Consider the following 15,539-nt stretch of genomic DNA (forward strand, 5'->3'; position numbering starts at 1 on the left):
CCACTATTTTAATTATTAATATATTTTTAACATATTAAATTATATAACTAAATCATCCCAATGTAAATGTAAAAACAGTAAAAAACACGCTCCCTTATTAAGGGAGCGTGTCAGTTTGAAGACATATCTCCTAGGACTTTTTATTCCTTTACAATGTAATTATCTCATAGCCCTCTTCGATAAACGGGTACATAGCTGGATGTCCATTTAATTCACCTTTTATAGGAATACCACATTTTTCATTGTACTCCAATACTCCCATCTTTGCAGAACAAGCCTTGCAAATGGAATCAAACAAGTTTAATTCCTTAGCCTTTTTGTATACCTTGTTTTCACTTTCCTCTAGTTCCTTAATCAGTTTGGTTGCTGCCCCTTCCATGATAATCTTGACTTCCATTCCTTTTTCATGCATATCAATAGCATTTAACAATATATGCATGAAACACATCTGTTCACCTTGAAAAGCAAAGAAAGCTACCTTTTTCATCCCTATCCCTCCTTGCCTATATTTTATAATGTTAATTTTTAGATGTCAAAGCTATTTATATATTGGATAAATAGATAATATTGTGCTAAACTATTTATAAATTAAATCGAAATAGAGGTGGAAATATGCATAGTAAAATACGAGTAGGAATAGTTGGATATGGTAATCTAGGTAAGGGAGTAGAGTTAGCTCTAAAGGAGAATCCAGATTTTGAACTAATAGGCATATTTAGTAGAAGAGGTGCGTCTACTATCGATTCGGATTCAAATATCATACACCTATCCAAGGTGTTGGATTATAAAGATAAGATAGATGTAATGTTTTTATGTGGTGGTTCAGCCAAGGATTTGCCAGAACAATGTCCATCCCTGGCATATCATTTTAATACCGTAGACAGCTACGACAATCACAAAAATATTCCAGAGTACTTTGAAATGGTAGATAAGATTGCAATAGAATCCAATAAGGTTAGTTTAGTCTCCGCAGGCTGGGATCCAGGGCTTTTTTCCATAAGTCGTCTGCTAGCCCAAGCTATACTTCCCAATGGTAAGGACTATACCTTCTGGGGCAAAGGAGTAAGCCAAGGCCACTCCGACGCCATTAGAAGGATAGAAGGGGTAAAGAATGCCGTCCAATACACCATTCCCGCTGAAGCTGCTATGAAAAAGATAAGATCTGGCGAGACTCCTTATTTGAAAAATGAAGATAGGCATAAAAGGGTTTGTTATGTAGTACCTTATGATTTTAAGGACAAGGATAGGATTGAACAGGAGATAAAATCCATGCCCAATTATTTCCTTGGCTTTGATACTACTGTACATTTCATCACCGAAGAGGAATTGAAAGAAAAACATTCTAAAATGCCCCACGGTGGTTCTGTAATATGTACTGGTACCACTAGAAATAATCACAAACAAGTAATGGAATTTAGCCTTTCCTTGGAGAGCAATCCAGAGTTTGCATCTTCCGTGTTGGTTGCCTTTGCTAGAGCTGTTTACAGATTGTCTAACGAAGGAAAAAAAGGTGCCTTTACGGTATTTGATATTCCAATGGCTTACCTTTCACCTAAGTCTGGGGAAGAGCTTAGAAAAGAATTGTTATAAAAAAGATCATGAATTTAGCCTACCTTTAAAAATAAAGGTAGGCTAGAGGAGTTTTAATGAATATTTATTTATCTAACCAAATATAGGTGTATTCGCCTTCTGATGCTTTGTCACTAGCTTCTGTAGCTGGATGACCCTTGATATAGGATTTTACAACTAATTTTGCTCCTTTTTCACTTAAAAATACTACTGGGAGATCTTCTGCAAGTATTTCCTGTATTTCTTGATACATAGGCGCTCTATCTTCATTTGTAGTCCCTCTTAAGGCTTCTTTAAACAATTCATCTACTCTAGGATTGCTATATCCACCTATGTTCATTGGAGCATCTGTAGCAAATCTGCTTTCCATAGCTGATATGTCTGGACCTTGGTAACCACCAAACATAGTTATTTCATAATCATATCCAAACCAAACCTTTTCATCATAAGCAGGATCATCCATGACATTTATATCCATATCTATTCCTATTTCTTTTAAGTTTTCTTTAACTACTTCTGCCACATCATCATTACCAGGGAATAAGTCCATAGTTGTTGAGAAATATATTCCATTTTCATCAGCTTCATATCCAGCTTCTTCTAACAATGTTCTTGCTTTTTCTACATCTCTTTCTGGTAATTTTACATCTTTGTTTAATGCCCAATCATAAAGGGGTGATATGAAGTATTCTGCTTTTTCTCCTACTCCCTTTAAAGCTTTTTCAAATATTTCGTCCCTATCTACACCATAAGCCACAGCTTGTCTAACCTTTAGATCAGCAAAATTTCCTTCTCTAAGATTGAAATTTATATAGTGTTTATTTGGCCATAGTTTGTTTTTAATTACATAATCTGGGTCATCCTCGTATTGCTCTAATTCGCTTAAAGGTACTCCTAGTTTGTTCTCGTCAACCTCTCCACTTAACCATGCTTGGTAAGCAGTATTTTGATCTGGAATTATAGTAAATACTACTTTATCTAAATAAGGCCCTTCTCCCCAGAAATCATCATTTTTTTCTATGGTTATGGTTTCGCCTTTTTTATGTTCTACAAATTTAAATGGACCAGTACCTATAGGGTTTTGATTTGCTGGATTTTCAAGCCAATCAGTCCCTTCATATATATGTTTTGGCATTATATAGGTTCCAAACCATGCAATAGTTCCAATTATGCCAGCATTAGGTTCTGAAAGTTTAAATTCTACTGTATTTTCATCAGGACATGTAATCTCTTCTACATCTGTAAGAGATGATGATGCAAAGCCTTCTTCTTCTATAATCGTATCAAAAGTCCATTTTACGTCTTCAGAACTAAAATCTTCTCCATCATGCCATTTAACATTTTCTTGAAGATGGAAGGTTAGAGTCTTACCATCATCTGAAAACTCCCAGTCTTTAGCAATGTCTGGAACAATTTCCTCATTACCATTGATCTTTACAAGTTTGTTAAATACATTTTGAATTATCATATAGGCAGCGTCATCAGCTACAGCACAAGGATTATAGGTTTGAGGCTCCCTAGCCATAGCTACGACAAAAGTTCCTCCCTCTTTAGGACCTTCTTCTTTCTTTTCTTCTACCTCTTCTACTTCATTGGTACTTGTATCCTTTGCATCATTAGTATCTGCATCATTTTTACCACATCCTACAAACAAACTGCAGCATAGGACGATTACAAGCAATAAAGACAATTTCCTTCTCATTTTAATTCCCTCCACTTATTTAATATAGTATTTCATTTATAATATATAGGTAAACAGCTTACCTTCCCCTTATCACCTCCTGATGTTCTATTGTATGTTAAAAGGTGTAAAACCCTACTGCTCTAGGTAGAAACAGCTGACAAAATGCCCTTTCCCTAGATTTGTCATAGTAGGATATTCCTTTTTACACCTTTCCCTAGCTTTATAACACCTAGGATAAAAATAACATCCGGGCCCCGTATTTACAGGAGTTGGAGGCTCTCCTTTTATCCTGATTGGTTTCTTTTTGTCCAGAGGATTTATGGAAGCACAGTTGGAAATCAAAACCTTAGTATAGGGATGTTTTGGATTATGTATTACATCATCGGTATTTCCCATCTCAACTATTCTTCCCAAATACATCACCCCTACTCTATCGGATATGTAACGAGTAGTGGCAATATCATGGCTTATAAATATCATTGCCGCCCCACGTTCTTTGGTTAATTCTAGCAGAAGATTAATAATATCCGCTCGAACAGATACATCTAACATGGATACTGGCTCATCAGCAATTATTAGCTCTGGATTTAATAGCATAGATCTAATTATGGATATTCGCTGAAGCTGTCCCCCAGAAAGCTCATGGGGATATCTATATATGTAATCCCTCGCTGGTTTCATACCTATATCTTCCATAGCCTTCATGCTGATGTCTATCCTTTCCTTCTTTGAATTCCCTATACCATGTATCTTTAAAGCTGTATTTAGAATCCTTTGAACATTATCTCTAGGATCAAAGGTATCAAAGGGATTTTGAAATATCATCTGACAACTTCTCCTAAACTGCAATGGGTTTTCTTTTAATATATGTTCAGTTATCTCATTTTTAAATCTAATAGTACCTTCTGTTGGTTTTTCAATGCCCACCAACATCTTTCCCAAGGTGGATTTACCACAGCCAGACTCCCCTATTATTCCTAGGACTTGGCCTTTGTTCATGGTAAAGCTTACTCCATCTACTGCCTTAACTATGGGGCTTTTCTTTTTGAGAAAATACCATTTAGTTAGATCCCTTACATCCAATAAGCTAGTCATCCCATCCACCTCCAACTAGATGACAGGCCACCTTCCAATGCCCAGGAAATTCCACCATCCTTGGCTCCTCTATAAAACATTTTTCCATGGCCTTTCTACATCTATCAGCAAATATACAACCCTTATGTTCAACACCTAGATCGGGAAGGAAGCCAGGGATTCCCCTTAGGTCCTTCCTTTCCCCTGTAAGAGATGGAAAGGAACTAAGTAGCCCTTGAGTATAGGGATGCTTGGGTTTAATCAACACATCCTTTACATAGCCAGATTCCAAAAGATATCCAGCATACATAACTGCTACCCTATTACAAGTAGATGCCACTACGGAAACATCATGGGTAATCATTATTCTAGTTAAATTCAATCTTTCTTCCAACTCCATTATCTCTTCCAGTATCTGCCCTTGAGTAACCACATCCAGAGCTGTAGTAGCTTCATCTAATATCAATAATCTAGGATAATAGATAAGGCTTAATGCTATACAAACCCTTTGCATCATACCCCCCGATAGTTCATGAGGATAAAGATCATATACTCTAGGAGACAGGTTTACAAGTTCAAACAGCTCCAATATCCTTTTCCCTATCTCCTCATCCCTTGCTTCTGGTCTGTGTACCCTATATATGTCCTTCATTTGATATCCAATTTTATGTACTGGGCTTAGGGAGTTCATAGATTTTTGGAATACTACTGCAATATCCTTCCATCTTATCTGTCTTAGTTGTTCTTCATCCATCTTCAATATATCTACACCATCAAATATTATCTCACCAGTAGTCTCCGATACTCCATGGGGCAGTAATCTAAGGATAGCCATGGCAAGGGTGGATTTACCTGAACCAGACTCTCCTACTATTCCAATAGCATCCCTCGAATTTACATCTAAGGATACATCCTTAACAGCTCTAATCTCTTTCCCTTCAACTTTATATATTACATTTAAATTATTTATCCTAAGTAGCGTCATTTTTCTCACCCTAGTATACCTTGTTTAATTTAGGATCTAGTATTCGGTTTATTCCTTCCCCTATTAGATAAAAGGATAGAACTGTAAACAGAATTGCCATTCCTGAAAAAGTACATATCCACCATCCACGAGGGAGATAGTTCTTCCCATGGCTTATTATCTGTCCCCAGCTGATAACATTAGGATCTCCTAAGCCTAAAAAGGATAGGCCAGCTTCAGATAATATGGCTGAGGATACAGCCATAGTAGTATCGGCTATTATGGGGAAGATTCCATTGGGAATAATATGTCTAAACAGTATTCTTCCATTGCTTTCTCCTATGGTCTTGGCACTTTTAATAAAAGTTCTTTCCTTTAAAGATATGGCTTGAGCCCGCATCAATCTTGCCGTCCCCGTCCAGCTAGTCAATCCTATAACTATAATCACATTTCTTAAGCTACTGCCATAGATGGCAATAATTATCAATATTAAAAAGAAAGTTGGTAGCATTAAAAACATATTCATTATCTCTGATATCAGCCTATCTACTTTTCCTCCTACATAGCCGGATATTCCTCCTATTAAAGTCCCTACAACGGAAGATATCAAAGCAGCAATAACGCCTACTTTAATAGATGTTCTAGCTCCATAGACTACCATGCTAAATACATCTCTACCAAGGCCATCAGTGCCAAATAGGTACTGTGACGAAGGTTTAGCAATAAGGTCATCATTTAAAGCATAAGGATCATGGGTGGCAATCCATGGGGCAAAAATTGCTACCAATATCAATATAGATAATAAAACCAGTCCAATTTTAAGCTCCTTTATGGAATTTATTTTTTTTAATGCCATTTGAAAATCCTTTCCCATAGTCAAAACTCCTTATTCCAATCTAATTCTAGGATCCATAATTGCATACAAAATATCTGCAACTATCATAAATATGCATATAGATATGGAGATCACCAAATATATTCCCATCAATAAGGGGTAATCCCTATTGCCTATAGCTTCCATCATCAACCTGCCCATACCAGGCCAAGCAAAAACCGTTTCCATAATGGCTACCCCGCTTATGGTAAATGCTAAGGATAGACTAAACATGGTAACCGTAGGAATAATAGAATTCTTTAGTACATATTTGTTAAATATTCTACTTTCCTTCATACCCGTAGCCCTAAAAGTCATAATAAAATCTTCAGACATAGTATGTAAAACTGAAGATCTAGAAATCCTAAAGTATATTGGAGCCTGGAGTATGGAGAGGGTACCAACAGGCAATACCATATGTTTAATAACATCTAATATATGTAAAATCCCTTCATTGTCTGTCCTTAAATCCCGCATTCCCGATGTAGGAAGTAGTTTCAATGTAGATGAAAATATAAGTATGAATATTAAACCTAACCAAAAACTAGGGGTAGAATCTAAAACATATGAAATACCACATAGTATTTTGTCAAACTTTGAACCTACCCTTCGTGCTGCCTGAACCCCTAAAATAGTCCCTACTATAAGGGCTATTATAGATGAGGTCAGGCCCAATAGAAGTGTAGGATATATCTTTCCCTTTATTAACTTTACTACTGGCTCATTGCTCATATAGGAAAAACCCAGATCCCCCTTTAACAGATTTTTGATATAATTTGCAAATTGAACTGGTAAAGGCTTGTCCAATCCATATTTAATAGTTAAATGCTCTATTAGCTGTGGATTTGGCTTATCAGTACCTGCCAAAACCTTAATGGGATTTCCAGGAGCTAATCTAATTAAGAAAAAGGTCACACAAAAGGAAAATATAATAGTTAATATTCCAGTAAAAATACGCCTTCCTATATAACCCTTCATCCCATTGCCCCCTTTCTATATGGTTCCTTCGCCTTGCTAGTATAACATTTAATCTAAAATGTGTTAAATTGAAATAATTTATATGTTTTTAGTTGCTAATAAGCTTAATAAATAGAAAAATTAGTGAAAATCTTTAGAAACCTTTCCCCCTTTAAAAACAAATTCTTCCAATATCATATAATGGTCTCTACCACCAACATCAATATAGCAAATACTCCTATGATTCCCATCAAAGGCAGTATGAACTTTAACCATTTATTATAGGTTACATCTACCATCTCCAAAGTTGCCAGTATTAGCCCTGTTGGGGTAATAAAAGCCATCCAACCTTGACCCCAATTGTATGCCGTAACTACCACTGCCCTAGATATTCCTACTGTATCGGCTAAAGGAGCCATTATAGGCATGGATAAAGTGGCTAATCCTGATGAAGAAGGTACAAAGAAACCTAAAAGACTAAACAATATCATCTGAACTGCTGCAAATACCCCTGCATTCATGTTCTGTATAATAGAAGATGAATAGAATAATAGTGTGTCTGAGATCATCCCCTTATCCATTACGATATTGATAGCCCTAGCCACTCCGATTATCAGCACTACACCTATTAGATCTGCAGCTCCTTCTAAAAAGGTATTGACCGCTTCTTTTTCAGGTAATCCCGATAGAAATATGATTATGATGGCCACAGTCAAAAACAATCCCGACATCTCTGGAAACCACCACACACCAGTAGATACCCCCCATATCATAATGGGAAAGGCAGCTAAGAATACCAATAGTATTAATATCCTTCTCCAGTTGAAGGGTATTACATTTTCTGGATCATAATCCTTTAAAAATCTTTCTTCTATCCTATCCATGTCTTCATATATGATAGAATTCTTTGGATTTTCCTTTACCTTCTTCCCATAACGATAGATGTATATAAGGGTTATGACCATGGCCAAAATCAATGAGATGATACGAAAGGTCAATCCTTCATTGAAGGATATGCCTGCAGCATTAGATGCGATGACTACGGAAAAAGGGTTTGTGGTAGAAAACATGGTACCAATAGAAGAACCCATGTATATAGCAGCAATACAGACTATAGCATCATATCCACTAGCTAGGAATATGGGCATCAATATAGGGTATAAAGCTATGGTCTCCTCTGCTAATCCAAAGGTAGTACCTCCTAAGGCTATTAATAGGGATACAAATATTACTAGCAAAAATTCCCTACCTTTGGTTTTCCTGGATAAAGCTGCAATACCAGCATCGAAGGTACCCGTCTTATTGATTAAACCAATGATCCCACCTAATATTAGTACAAAGACCATTATATCCACAGTATCCATTACTCCTTCGATAGGTGACATAATAACCGATAGCAATCCTTGAGGGGATTGTTCGATAGTTTCATAGGTATCTGGTATTGCAATAGGCTTTCTAATACTACCATCTATGAATTTACCTACATCCATCCTTATGTTTAAACTATTCAATGTTTCCTGAGTTGCTGGAAGGGTGGTCAACTCTCCCCTATGATCTTCTATTACAAAAAGATTTTGCTCTCCATCATACTGGAGTTTCGAGTATAGTCCTGCAGGGACTATATAGGTGAGTAAAGCTGCCAGTATTAGAACTATAAATAGAACCGTAAAAGCTGTAGGAAATCCAACTTTTTTCTTTTTATTATTTTGATTGCTCATATTTCATCTCCCCGTATATTATTATTTAGTATAAAAATAGCATTTCCAATTTAAGCTGCACATATTAGCTACTAATAAATTTTTTATCCAAAAATACAGATGACTAGTATATAAGCAGTAAATTATGATAATATATTTAGAGATGGTATTTAAAAATTTTTCAAAGGAAAAGGAAGATGTTTATGAAAAAAAGAGTAATATTAGGTATGAGTGGAGGTGTAGACTCATCGGTTTCTGGCCTACTCCTCAAAGAAGCAGGATATGAAGTTATAGGGCTCTTTATGAAAAACTGGGATGAAAAAGACGAGTTCGGCGTATGTACCGCCGCTGAAGATGCCGATGATGCTAGAAGGGTAGCCAATCAATTGGATATTCCTTTTTATACTATAAACTTTGAAGAAGAATATTGGGATAGGGTGTTTTCATATTTCTTAGATGAATATAAAAAAGGTAGAACCCCTAATCCAGATGTAATGTGTAATCAAGAGATTAAGTTTAATGCTTTTTTAGATTATGCGTTGAAACTAGATGCAGATTATATAGCTATGGGGCATTATGCCCAGGTAGAAGAAAAAGATGGAGACTACTACTTACTCAGGGGAAAAGATAAAAATAAAGATCAAAGCTACTTTTTATCAAGAATAGATCAGAAAGCTCTTTCTAAGACCTTGTTTCCTATAGGTCATTTAGAGAAAAAACGGGTCCGAGAGTTAGCTGAGAAACACAATCTATATACTGCTAGGAAAAAGGATTCTACCGGTATATGTTTTATTGGAGAAAGAGATGATTTTGATAAATTCTTAGACAAATATCTACTGACCAAAGATGGGGATATAGTAAATGTAGACGGAGACAAAATAGGTAAACATACTGGCCTTATCCACTATACCCTAGGTCAAAGAAGGGGAATAGGTATAGGTGGCATAGGAACGGGAGAACCTTGGTTTGTGGCAGGAAAAGATTTAAAGAAGAATATACTATATGTAGCTCAAGGAGAAAATCATCCAGCTCTATATTCTACCTCCTTAATTGGCGAATCCCCAAAATGGATATTGGAAAAAGCACCTCAAATGCCTTTAAAGTGTACTGCCAAATTTAGATATAGACAACAGGATATACCAGTAACTGTGGATCTATTAGAAGATGGGAATATCCACATAAAATATGATAATCCAGTGAAAGCAGTAACTCCTGGTCAGGTAGCTGTTCTTTATGAAGGGGAAATATGCCTTGGTGGAGCCATTATTAAATCCATAGAACCCTTGGAGGAAAAATATACCTATATAAACCCTACCTGGGCCTACTAGTTAATAGGCATTTGTTTCCTTTGAATTATTTTCAGTAATTAGGTATATACTAATTACACATAAATATGAAAGGAAGAAGCCTATGAGTCAAAGATATATTGTTGTAACGGATAATAATTTTTCCGAACCTATGTCTAAAGATGAAGCTATCAAGGCAGTTAAAGATTATGATAGCAAAGGCATAGTGGGGTACATCGTATCGGAAGAGGAAGCTAAAAGAATAAAAGATCCTAGTAATTTCAATGAACCAAAATGGGGTTAAATTCACTTATACACCCGTAGTTAGCTTTTAAAGCTAGCTACGGGTGTATATTCATTACGGATATATTAGAATAAAATAGTGGTATAAAAAATGGTATAATAGTAGGTGTAAGTTTACACAGTATAAGATATTAAGAAGGAGTTAATATGGAAAGTAATAAAAAACACATTTTATCTATAATTATAATAGCCATTGCTTCACAAATAGACTTGGCTTTATTTACCCATGATTTTATGATTTCTGGAGGAATTATTGCCTTTTCAATTATCTATTATTTCTATAGGGATTTAAATGCCATATTAACAGGTATAATTACAGGCATATTGGTCTACCTATTTAGGATACTAGTATTCATTGTAGGTGAAGGTACACTAGCCCAAGGATTAATATCCTTTTTTCCTGAAGTGTTCTTCTATATAGTATTTGGCCTATCTATTAATTTATTTACAAATAGAGGCTTTCTTTCAAACTTAAATAAAATGTTCGTTGCCGTTCTTATAAGTGATATTCTCTCTAATGGAACGGAAATGTTTATTCGCTCCCAAATAGGGCTTATTAATCTTAACTTCAAAATAGTATGGACACTGATCATGGTAGCAATAATCAGAGCTCTTATCGTCTGGACTATATTAAACGCTTTGAAATACTATAGGATATTGATTATTAATAAAGAACATGTGGACAGGTATAGGAAGTTTTTGATAATATCTTCAAAGCTCAAAGCCGAAATGTATTTGATGGAAAAAAATATGGACTATATCGAAAAAGTTATGTCTAGAGCCTATGGATTGTACGATAAAATTAGCAGTAATAGGGAACAAGATAGTTGGGAAGAAGATGCTATGAATATAGCCAAAGATGTTCATGAAATTAAAAAAGATTATTATTTGGTTCTCCATGGCGTAAAGGAAGTAACCGAAGTAAGTAGTGATGATAAAGATATATATCTTCATGATATCCTAGACATATTGGAGGAAAGTATAGGTAATCTAATCAAAAATAATAATATAAAAGTAAAACTTCAAATTGAAGCAGGTGAAAATTTCTTGACCACTTCCCATTTCTATCTCATGTCTATACTTAGGAATCTTTTGATGAATGCATTAGATGCGGTATCTGAAAGAGGTAAGGAAGGAGAAATTATATTAATCCATAGTTCCAATGAACAATATCATATATTTGACGTGATAGATAATGGGACAGGCATTAGCAAAGGAGATTTAGATTATATATTTTCTCCTGGGTTTTCTACCAAAATAGACTACAGTACAGGCAATGTTAATAGAGGCCTAGGTCTTAGTATTGCAAAGGATATTGTTGAAAATAGATTAGATGGAACTATAAGGGTTTATTCAGCTTTGGAGAAAGGGACAAACTTTCGAATACAGATTCCTAGAGACACTTTGGAGGTGAATAAATAATGAAAATATACATAGTTGAAGATGATATAAATGTCATAAATATACTGGGGAAAATCATAGAAGATAGAAATTTAGGCAATCTAATTGGATTTTCCCGAGATGGAATGACTGGAGAAAGAGAAATATTGGAATTAAATCCCGATATAGTACTAGTTGATCTATTGATGCCTGGTAAAGATGGAATCAATTTAGTTAAAGAGATAAAAAATTTAAGACCTTCTATCCAATTCATTATGATTTCCCAAGTATCCTCTAAGGATATGATCGGCAAAGCTTATGAATACGGTGTTGAATACTATATAAGTAAACCAATAAACGCTTTGGAAATAGATAATGTAATAAAAAAAGTCACTGAAAGAATTAATATGGAAAGGGCTATAGGTGAGATTCAAAGGCTTGTAAACATAAGCAATATAGACTCTGAAAAGGCCAGTGATAATGAAAAAGATATAGAGATAAAAATAAATAAGATAATGCAAAAGATAGGCATTATTGGAGAGGTAGGAAGCCAGGATATAGTAGATGTGGTTTCTTATCTAATTAAAAATAATAAGACCATGAATGATTTTACCATTACAGAACTACTATCCAAGTTTACAGACCAGACAAAATCCATGGAACAAAGAATTCGTAGGACAGCAGCTGTCGGATTAACCAATCTTGCTAATATAGGCATTGAGGATTATATGAATGAGATATTCGTAGAATACTCCAATGGACTATATAGCTTTGAACAAGTAAAAATTGATATGGATTATATAAGGGGTAAGTCCAATAGAAGAGGAGGGGTAAATTTAAAAAAGTTTATTGATGGAATGGTATTTTATAGTATAAGAGAGTAAATCTCGTGGAGCCTTGGGCTCCTTTTTTTTATTTCATAATAGACAAAGTTAAAAATTGATAAATAATTATAAATACTTATTTGATACTTTTTGAAACTTTATGTAACCTACCTTGTATACTCTAACTGAGCAAAAAGTAGAGAATAATCAACAAAACAAAGAGCTAATAGCTATAAATAATAATTATCATACCATTGCTATTTATGGCTTAAGCTAATCATCTTTTACTGCATAAGCATTTATCTATGGAACTAATTAATCTAGTCTTTAATCAATCTAATCTTATAAAAGGAGGTTACAAAATGGATAGTAATACAGCTTTAAGTTTCGTCAAAAGCATTAATGGGGTCTTATGGGGACCGGTATTACTTATAGCTTTGTTAGGTACAGGAGTTTTGTTTACGATAAAACTTAAAGGAATACAATTAACAAAGCTGAAAACCGCTGTAAAACAAATATTTAGTAAACCAGAAAAGGAAACCGACGAAGTAGGATTGTCATCTTTTCAATCTCTAGCTACTGCAATAGCTGCCCAGGTAGGAACGGGAAATCTTGCCGGTGTTGCAACTGCAATTGCTTCTGGAGGCCCTGGAGCTATATTTTGGATGTGGATAAGTGCATTCTTTGGCATGGCAACCATATTTGCTGAGGCTGTACTAGGTCAGCTATTTAGAAAAACCGATAATGGAGAATTGGTTGGTGGACCTGCATACTATATAAAATACGGCCTTAAAAACAAATTTTTAGCAGGATTTTTCGCTGTATCCATAATTCTCGCCCTAGGGTTCATGGGCAATATGGTTCAATCAAATTCTATGGCATTGGTAGTAAATAATGCTTTCCACATACCAAAGATTATCGTAGGCATAGTCGTTGCAGTACTAGCTTATATGATATTTTCAGGTGGCGTAGAGCGTATAGGTTCCTTTACAGAAAAGATCGTGCCTTTTATGGCAGCTCTTTATATCCTCGGGACTCTTGTTATAGTCTCTCTTCATCATGAAAACATCATACCTGCCTTTAAGATGATCATATATGGAGCTTTTAATCCTAAGGCAATAGCTGGTGGGTTTATTGGTGCCACCGTGAAAGAATCTATACGATATGGTGTTGCTAGGGGATTGTTTTCTAACGAAGCAGGAATGGGTTCTACTCCTCACGCTCACGCCGTTGCAAAAGTTGATGACCCAGTTCAACAAGGATTAGTGGCTATACTAGGTGTTATAGTGGATACTGGTGTAGTATGTACCTTGACTGCATTGGTTATATTGACTACAGGCGTAATAGATACGGGCTTAACTGGAGCTGAGCTTACTCAAAAGGCCTTCGAAGTAGGTCTTAGTAATTTTGGAAATATGGGCAGTTACTTCGTAGCTATATCATTATTCTTCTTTGCCTTTTCCACTATTATAGGATGGTATTATTTTGGCGAAATGAACATAAAATATCTATTTGGGCGAGATGCTGTTAAGTACTATAGGATGATAGTACCTGTTCTCCTCATTTTAGGTACAACCTTAGAGGTTGAACTTGTATGGGAATTGGCAGATACCTTTAATGCCCTTATGGTAATTCCAAACTTGATTGCTCTGGTAGGACTTTCAGGATTAGTAGTTAAAGCTGTAGATGATTTTGACAACAAATATAAACTTGAATATCCAAGGGAAAGAAGTGTAAGAGTAGAAAAAGTATAATCAAGTGGAAAAAAGTTGATAACATATGTTATCAACTTTTTTCACTCCTTATTCTCCTGTGATATAGTTTTTTACTTCATATTCCTCTAATTTCTCTTGATACCATTTTTCATATTCCTCTGGAATTTTCCCTTCTAATATTATATCCTTTACTTTATCCTTATTGTCTTCATATTTAGCTTCTTTAGCTTCCTTTTTGTCCAACACTTGGATTATATGATATCCATGGCTTGACTTGATGGGCTCACTAATTTCGTCTGTTTTTAATGCAAAGGCAGCATCTTCAAACTCTTTAACCATCCTTCCTCTTCCAAAGAAACCTAATTCTCCACCAGATTCCTTACTACCCTCATCTAAGGAATATTCCTTCGCTAATTCAGAAAAATCTTCTCCAGCATTTAACTTTTCTAAAACTTCATTAGCCTCTCCTTCTGTTTCAACTAATATATGACGAGCTTTTACCTCTTCTTCTTGATTAAACATTTCTTTGTTTGTTTCAAAATAATCTTTCATCTCTTCCTCTGATATAGAAATGCTAGGTTCAAGAAGCTTCTTAATCTTAATGTTCATTTCCATACCCTCTTTTAAATCATCTAGAGTATATCCATAATAGGCTATAGCTTGATTTAATGCTTCTTCTCCACCATAACTATCCTTCATCTTATCAATTTTCTCTTGAACATCCTCTTCACTAACTTCGATATTCTGCTTTTTAGCCTCTAAATTGATAATTTTTTCAGATATCATAGTATTAAGTACTTGTTGGCCACTTTGTTCCACTAACACATCATATAAATCGTCCTTGGTTATTACTTGGTCATCTACCTTAGCAACAATTTCCTCATCCTTATCCTTGCATCCTGTCATGCCCATAACCAATACTAAAAGCATCCCTAATAATACATACTTGTGGATGTTTCGTTTTTTAAACCTTTCCATCATCTTTGAATCCTCCAATCTTTTACTTTAATTAATTGCAATTTAATAAAAATACAATATATCAATTATACAACATAATCATCAATAATTGAACCTTTCCCCAACAAAGATAAATAAATATCCACCCCCGCCACTTAAATATCCATCCCCGGCACTAACTTACTAACCATCATGACTTGAAGACACAAAGGGGAATGAAAATGTAGTGACTACTAATAATCGTTCCCCTAAATT

Annotated in this window: 14 protein-coding genes; 6 read left to right on the forward strand and 8 right to left on the reverse strand. The window is 35.1% G+C overall.

Annotation, left to right across the window (positions count from 1 at the left end):
• Nucleotides 1–148 precede the first annotated feature (148 nt).
• A complete protein-coding gene (locus tag C3E88_RS09005; protein WP_236909846.1) occupies nucleotides 149–487 on the reverse strand; it encodes a hypothetical protein in 339 nt (112 codons plus the stop codon).
• Nucleotides 488–612: 125 nt separating this feature from the next.
• On the opposite strand from C3E88_RS09005, the gene C3E88_RS09010 reads away from it, so the two are divergent.
• Nucleotides 613–1,590 (forward strand): diaminopimelate dehydrogenase, encoded by a 978-nt coding sequence (locus tag C3E88_RS09010; protein WP_236909847.1) that lies wholly within the window; start codon nucleotides 613–615, stop codon nucleotides 1,588–1,590.
• 64 nt (nucleotides 1,591–1,654) lie between these two features.
• Here C3E88_RS09010 and C3E88_RS09015 read toward each other — a convergent pair whose 3' ends face one another.
• The 6 genes from C3E88_RS09015 to C3E88_RS09040 form a co-directional block, all read right to left on the reverse strand.
• Nucleotides 1,655–3,271 carry an ABC transporter substrate-binding protein gene (locus C3E88_RS09015; protein ID WP_236909848.1) on the reverse strand — a complete coding sequence of 539 codons (1,617 nt, stop codon included), beginning with the start codon at nucleotides 3,269–3,271 and terminating at the stop codon, nucleotides 1,655–1,657.
• A gap of 114 nt (nucleotides 3,272–3,385) precedes the next feature.
• Nucleotides 3,386–4,348, reverse strand: a complete 963-nt coding sequence (locus C3E88_RS09020; protein WP_236909849.1) for an ABC transporter ATP-binding protein — start codon at nucleotides 4,346–4,348, stop codon at nucleotides 3,386–3,388.
• The gene (locus tag C3E88_RS09025; protein ID WP_236909850.1) at nucleotides 4,341–5,312 is read right to left on the reverse strand and encodes an ABC transporter ATP-binding protein; all 972 of its coding nucleotides are present in this window, start codon (nucleotides 5,310–5,312) and stop codon (nucleotides 4,341–4,343) included. The genes C3E88_RS09020 and C3E88_RS09025 overlap by 8 nt, the downstream gene beginning before the upstream one ends.
• Nucleotides 5,313–5,322: 10 nt before the next feature.
• Nucleotides 5,323–6,165, reverse strand: coding sequence for an ABC transporter permease (locus C3E88_RS09030; protein ID WP_236909851.1), 843 nt, complete (start codon nucleotides 6,163–6,165; stop codon nucleotides 5,323–5,325).
• A gap of 12 nt (nucleotides 6,166–6,177) precedes the next feature.
• Nucleotides 6,178–7,143 carry an ABC transporter permease gene (locus C3E88_RS09035; RefSeq protein WP_236909852.1) on the reverse strand — a complete coding sequence of 322 codons (966 nt, stop codon included), beginning with the start codon at nucleotides 7,141–7,143 and terminating at the stop codon, nucleotides 6,178–6,180.
• 173 nt (nucleotides 7,144–7,316) lie between these two features.
• The gene (locus tag C3E88_RS09040) at nucleotides 7,317–8,840 is read right to left on the reverse strand and encodes a YfcC family protein (RefSeq protein WP_236909853.1); all 1,524 of its coding nucleotides are present in this window, start codon (nucleotides 8,838–8,840) and stop codon (nucleotides 7,317–7,319) included.
• 182 nt (nucleotides 8,841–9,022) lie between these two features.
• Between C3E88_RS09040 and mnmA the strand changes: the two genes are divergently transcribed.
• The 5 genes from mnmA (at nucleotide 9,023) to C3E88_RS09065 (ending at nucleotide 14,366) form a co-directional block, all read left to right on the forward strand.
• Nucleotides 9,023–10,147, forward strand: coding sequence for a tRNA 2-thiouridine(34) synthase MnmA (gene mnmA, locus C3E88_RS09045; protein WP_236909854.1), 1,125 nt, complete (start codon nucleotides 9,023–9,025; stop codon nucleotides 10,145–10,147).
• Between the two features lie 82 nt (nucleotides 10,148–10,229).
• Nucleotides 10,230–10,409: a hypothetical protein gene (locus C3E88_RS09050; protein WP_236909855.1), complete on the forward strand. Its 180-nt coding sequence runs from the start codon at nucleotides 10,230–10,232 to the stop codon at nucleotides 10,407–10,409.
• Nucleotides 10,410–10,555: 146 nt separating this feature from the next.
• Entirely contained in the window at nucleotides 10,556–11,830 is a 1,275-nt protein-coding gene (locus C3E88_RS09055) for a sensor histidine kinase (RefSeq protein ID WP_236909856.1), read from the forward strand.
• Nucleotides 11,830–12,672: a response regulator gene (locus C3E88_RS09060; RefSeq protein ID WP_236909857.1), complete on the forward strand. Its 843-nt coding sequence runs from the start codon at nucleotides 11,830–11,832 to the stop codon at nucleotides 12,670–12,672. Before C3E88_RS09055 ends, C3E88_RS09060 begins: the two co-directional genes overlap by 1 nt.
• 302 nt (nucleotides 12,673–12,974) lie before the next feature.
• A complete protein-coding gene (locus tag C3E88_RS09065; protein ID WP_236909858.1) occupies nucleotides 12,975–14,366 on the forward strand; it encodes an alanine/glycine:cation symporter family protein in 1,392 nt (463 codons plus the stop codon).
• A gap of 48 nt (nucleotides 14,367–14,414) precedes the next feature.
• Here the strand turns inward: C3E88_RS09065 and C3E88_RS09070 are convergent, their stop codons facing one another.
• A complete protein-coding gene (locus tag C3E88_RS09070) occupies nucleotides 14,415–15,308 on the reverse strand; it encodes a foldase protein PrsA (protein WP_236909859.1) in 894 nt (297 codons plus the stop codon).
• Between the last annotated feature and the right edge of the window lie 231 nt (nucleotides 15,309–15,539).

Origin of the sequence: Clostridium sp. Cult3, assembly GCF_021655115.1 — a bacterium.
Lineage (GTDB): Bacteria > Bacillota > Clostridia > Tissierellales > Tepidimicrobiaceae > PPXY01.

Excerpts from the sequence above, each read along its gene's own strand:
- C3E88_RS09005 (WP_236909846.1), bottom strand. The coding sequence starts at position 487 with ATGAAAAAGGTAGCTTTCTTTGCTTTTCAAGGTGAACAGATGTGTTTC.
- C3E88_RS09010 (WP_236909847.1), top strand. The coding sequence starts at position 613 with ATGCATAGTAAAATACGAGTAGGAATAGTTGGATATGGTAATCTAGGT.
- C3E88_RS09015 (WP_236909848.1), bottom strand. The coding sequence starts at position 3,271 with ATGAGAAGGAAATTGTCTTTATTGCTTGTAATCGTCCTATGCTGCAGT.
- C3E88_RS09020 (WP_236909849.1), bottom strand. The coding sequence starts at position 4,348 with ATGACTAGCTTATTGGATGTAAGGGATCTAACTAAATGGTATTTTCTC.
- C3E88_RS09025 (WP_236909850.1), bottom strand. The coding sequence starts at position 5,312 with ATGACGCTACTTAGGATAAATAATTTAAATGTAATATATAAAGTTGAA.
- C3E88_RS09030 (WP_236909851.1), bottom strand. The coding sequence starts at position 6,165 with ATGGGAAAGGATTTTCAAATGGCATTAAAAAAAATAAATTCCATAAAG.
- C3E88_RS09035 (WP_236909852.1), bottom strand. The coding sequence starts at position 7,143 with ATGAAGGGTTATATAGGAAGGCGTATTTTTACTGGAATATTAACTATT.
- C3E88_RS09040 (WP_236909853.1), bottom strand. The coding sequence starts at position 8,840 with ATGAGCAATCAAAATAATAAAAAGAAAAAAGTTGGATTTCCTACAGCT.
- mnmA (WP_236909854.1), top strand. The coding sequence starts at position 9,023 with ATGAAAAAAAGAGTAATATTAGGTATGAGTGGAGGTGTAGACTCATCG.
- C3E88_RS09050 (WP_236909855.1), top strand. The coding sequence starts at position 10,230 with ATGAGTCAAAGATATATTGTTGTAACGGATAATAATTTTTCCGAACCT.
- C3E88_RS09055 (WP_236909856.1), top strand. The coding sequence starts at position 10,556 with ATGGAAAGTAATAAAAAACACATTTTATCTATAATTATAATAGCCATT.
- C3E88_RS09060 (WP_236909857.1), top strand. The coding sequence starts at position 11,830 with ATGAAAATATACATAGTTGAAGATGATATAAATGTCATAAATATACTG.
- C3E88_RS09065 (WP_236909858.1), top strand. The coding sequence starts at position 12,975 with ATGGATAGTAATACAGCTTTAAGTTTCGTCAAAAGCATTAATGGGGTC.
- C3E88_RS09070 (WP_236909859.1), bottom strand. The coding sequence starts at position 15,308 with ATGATGGAAAGGTTTAAAAAACGAAACATCCACAAGTATGTATTATTA.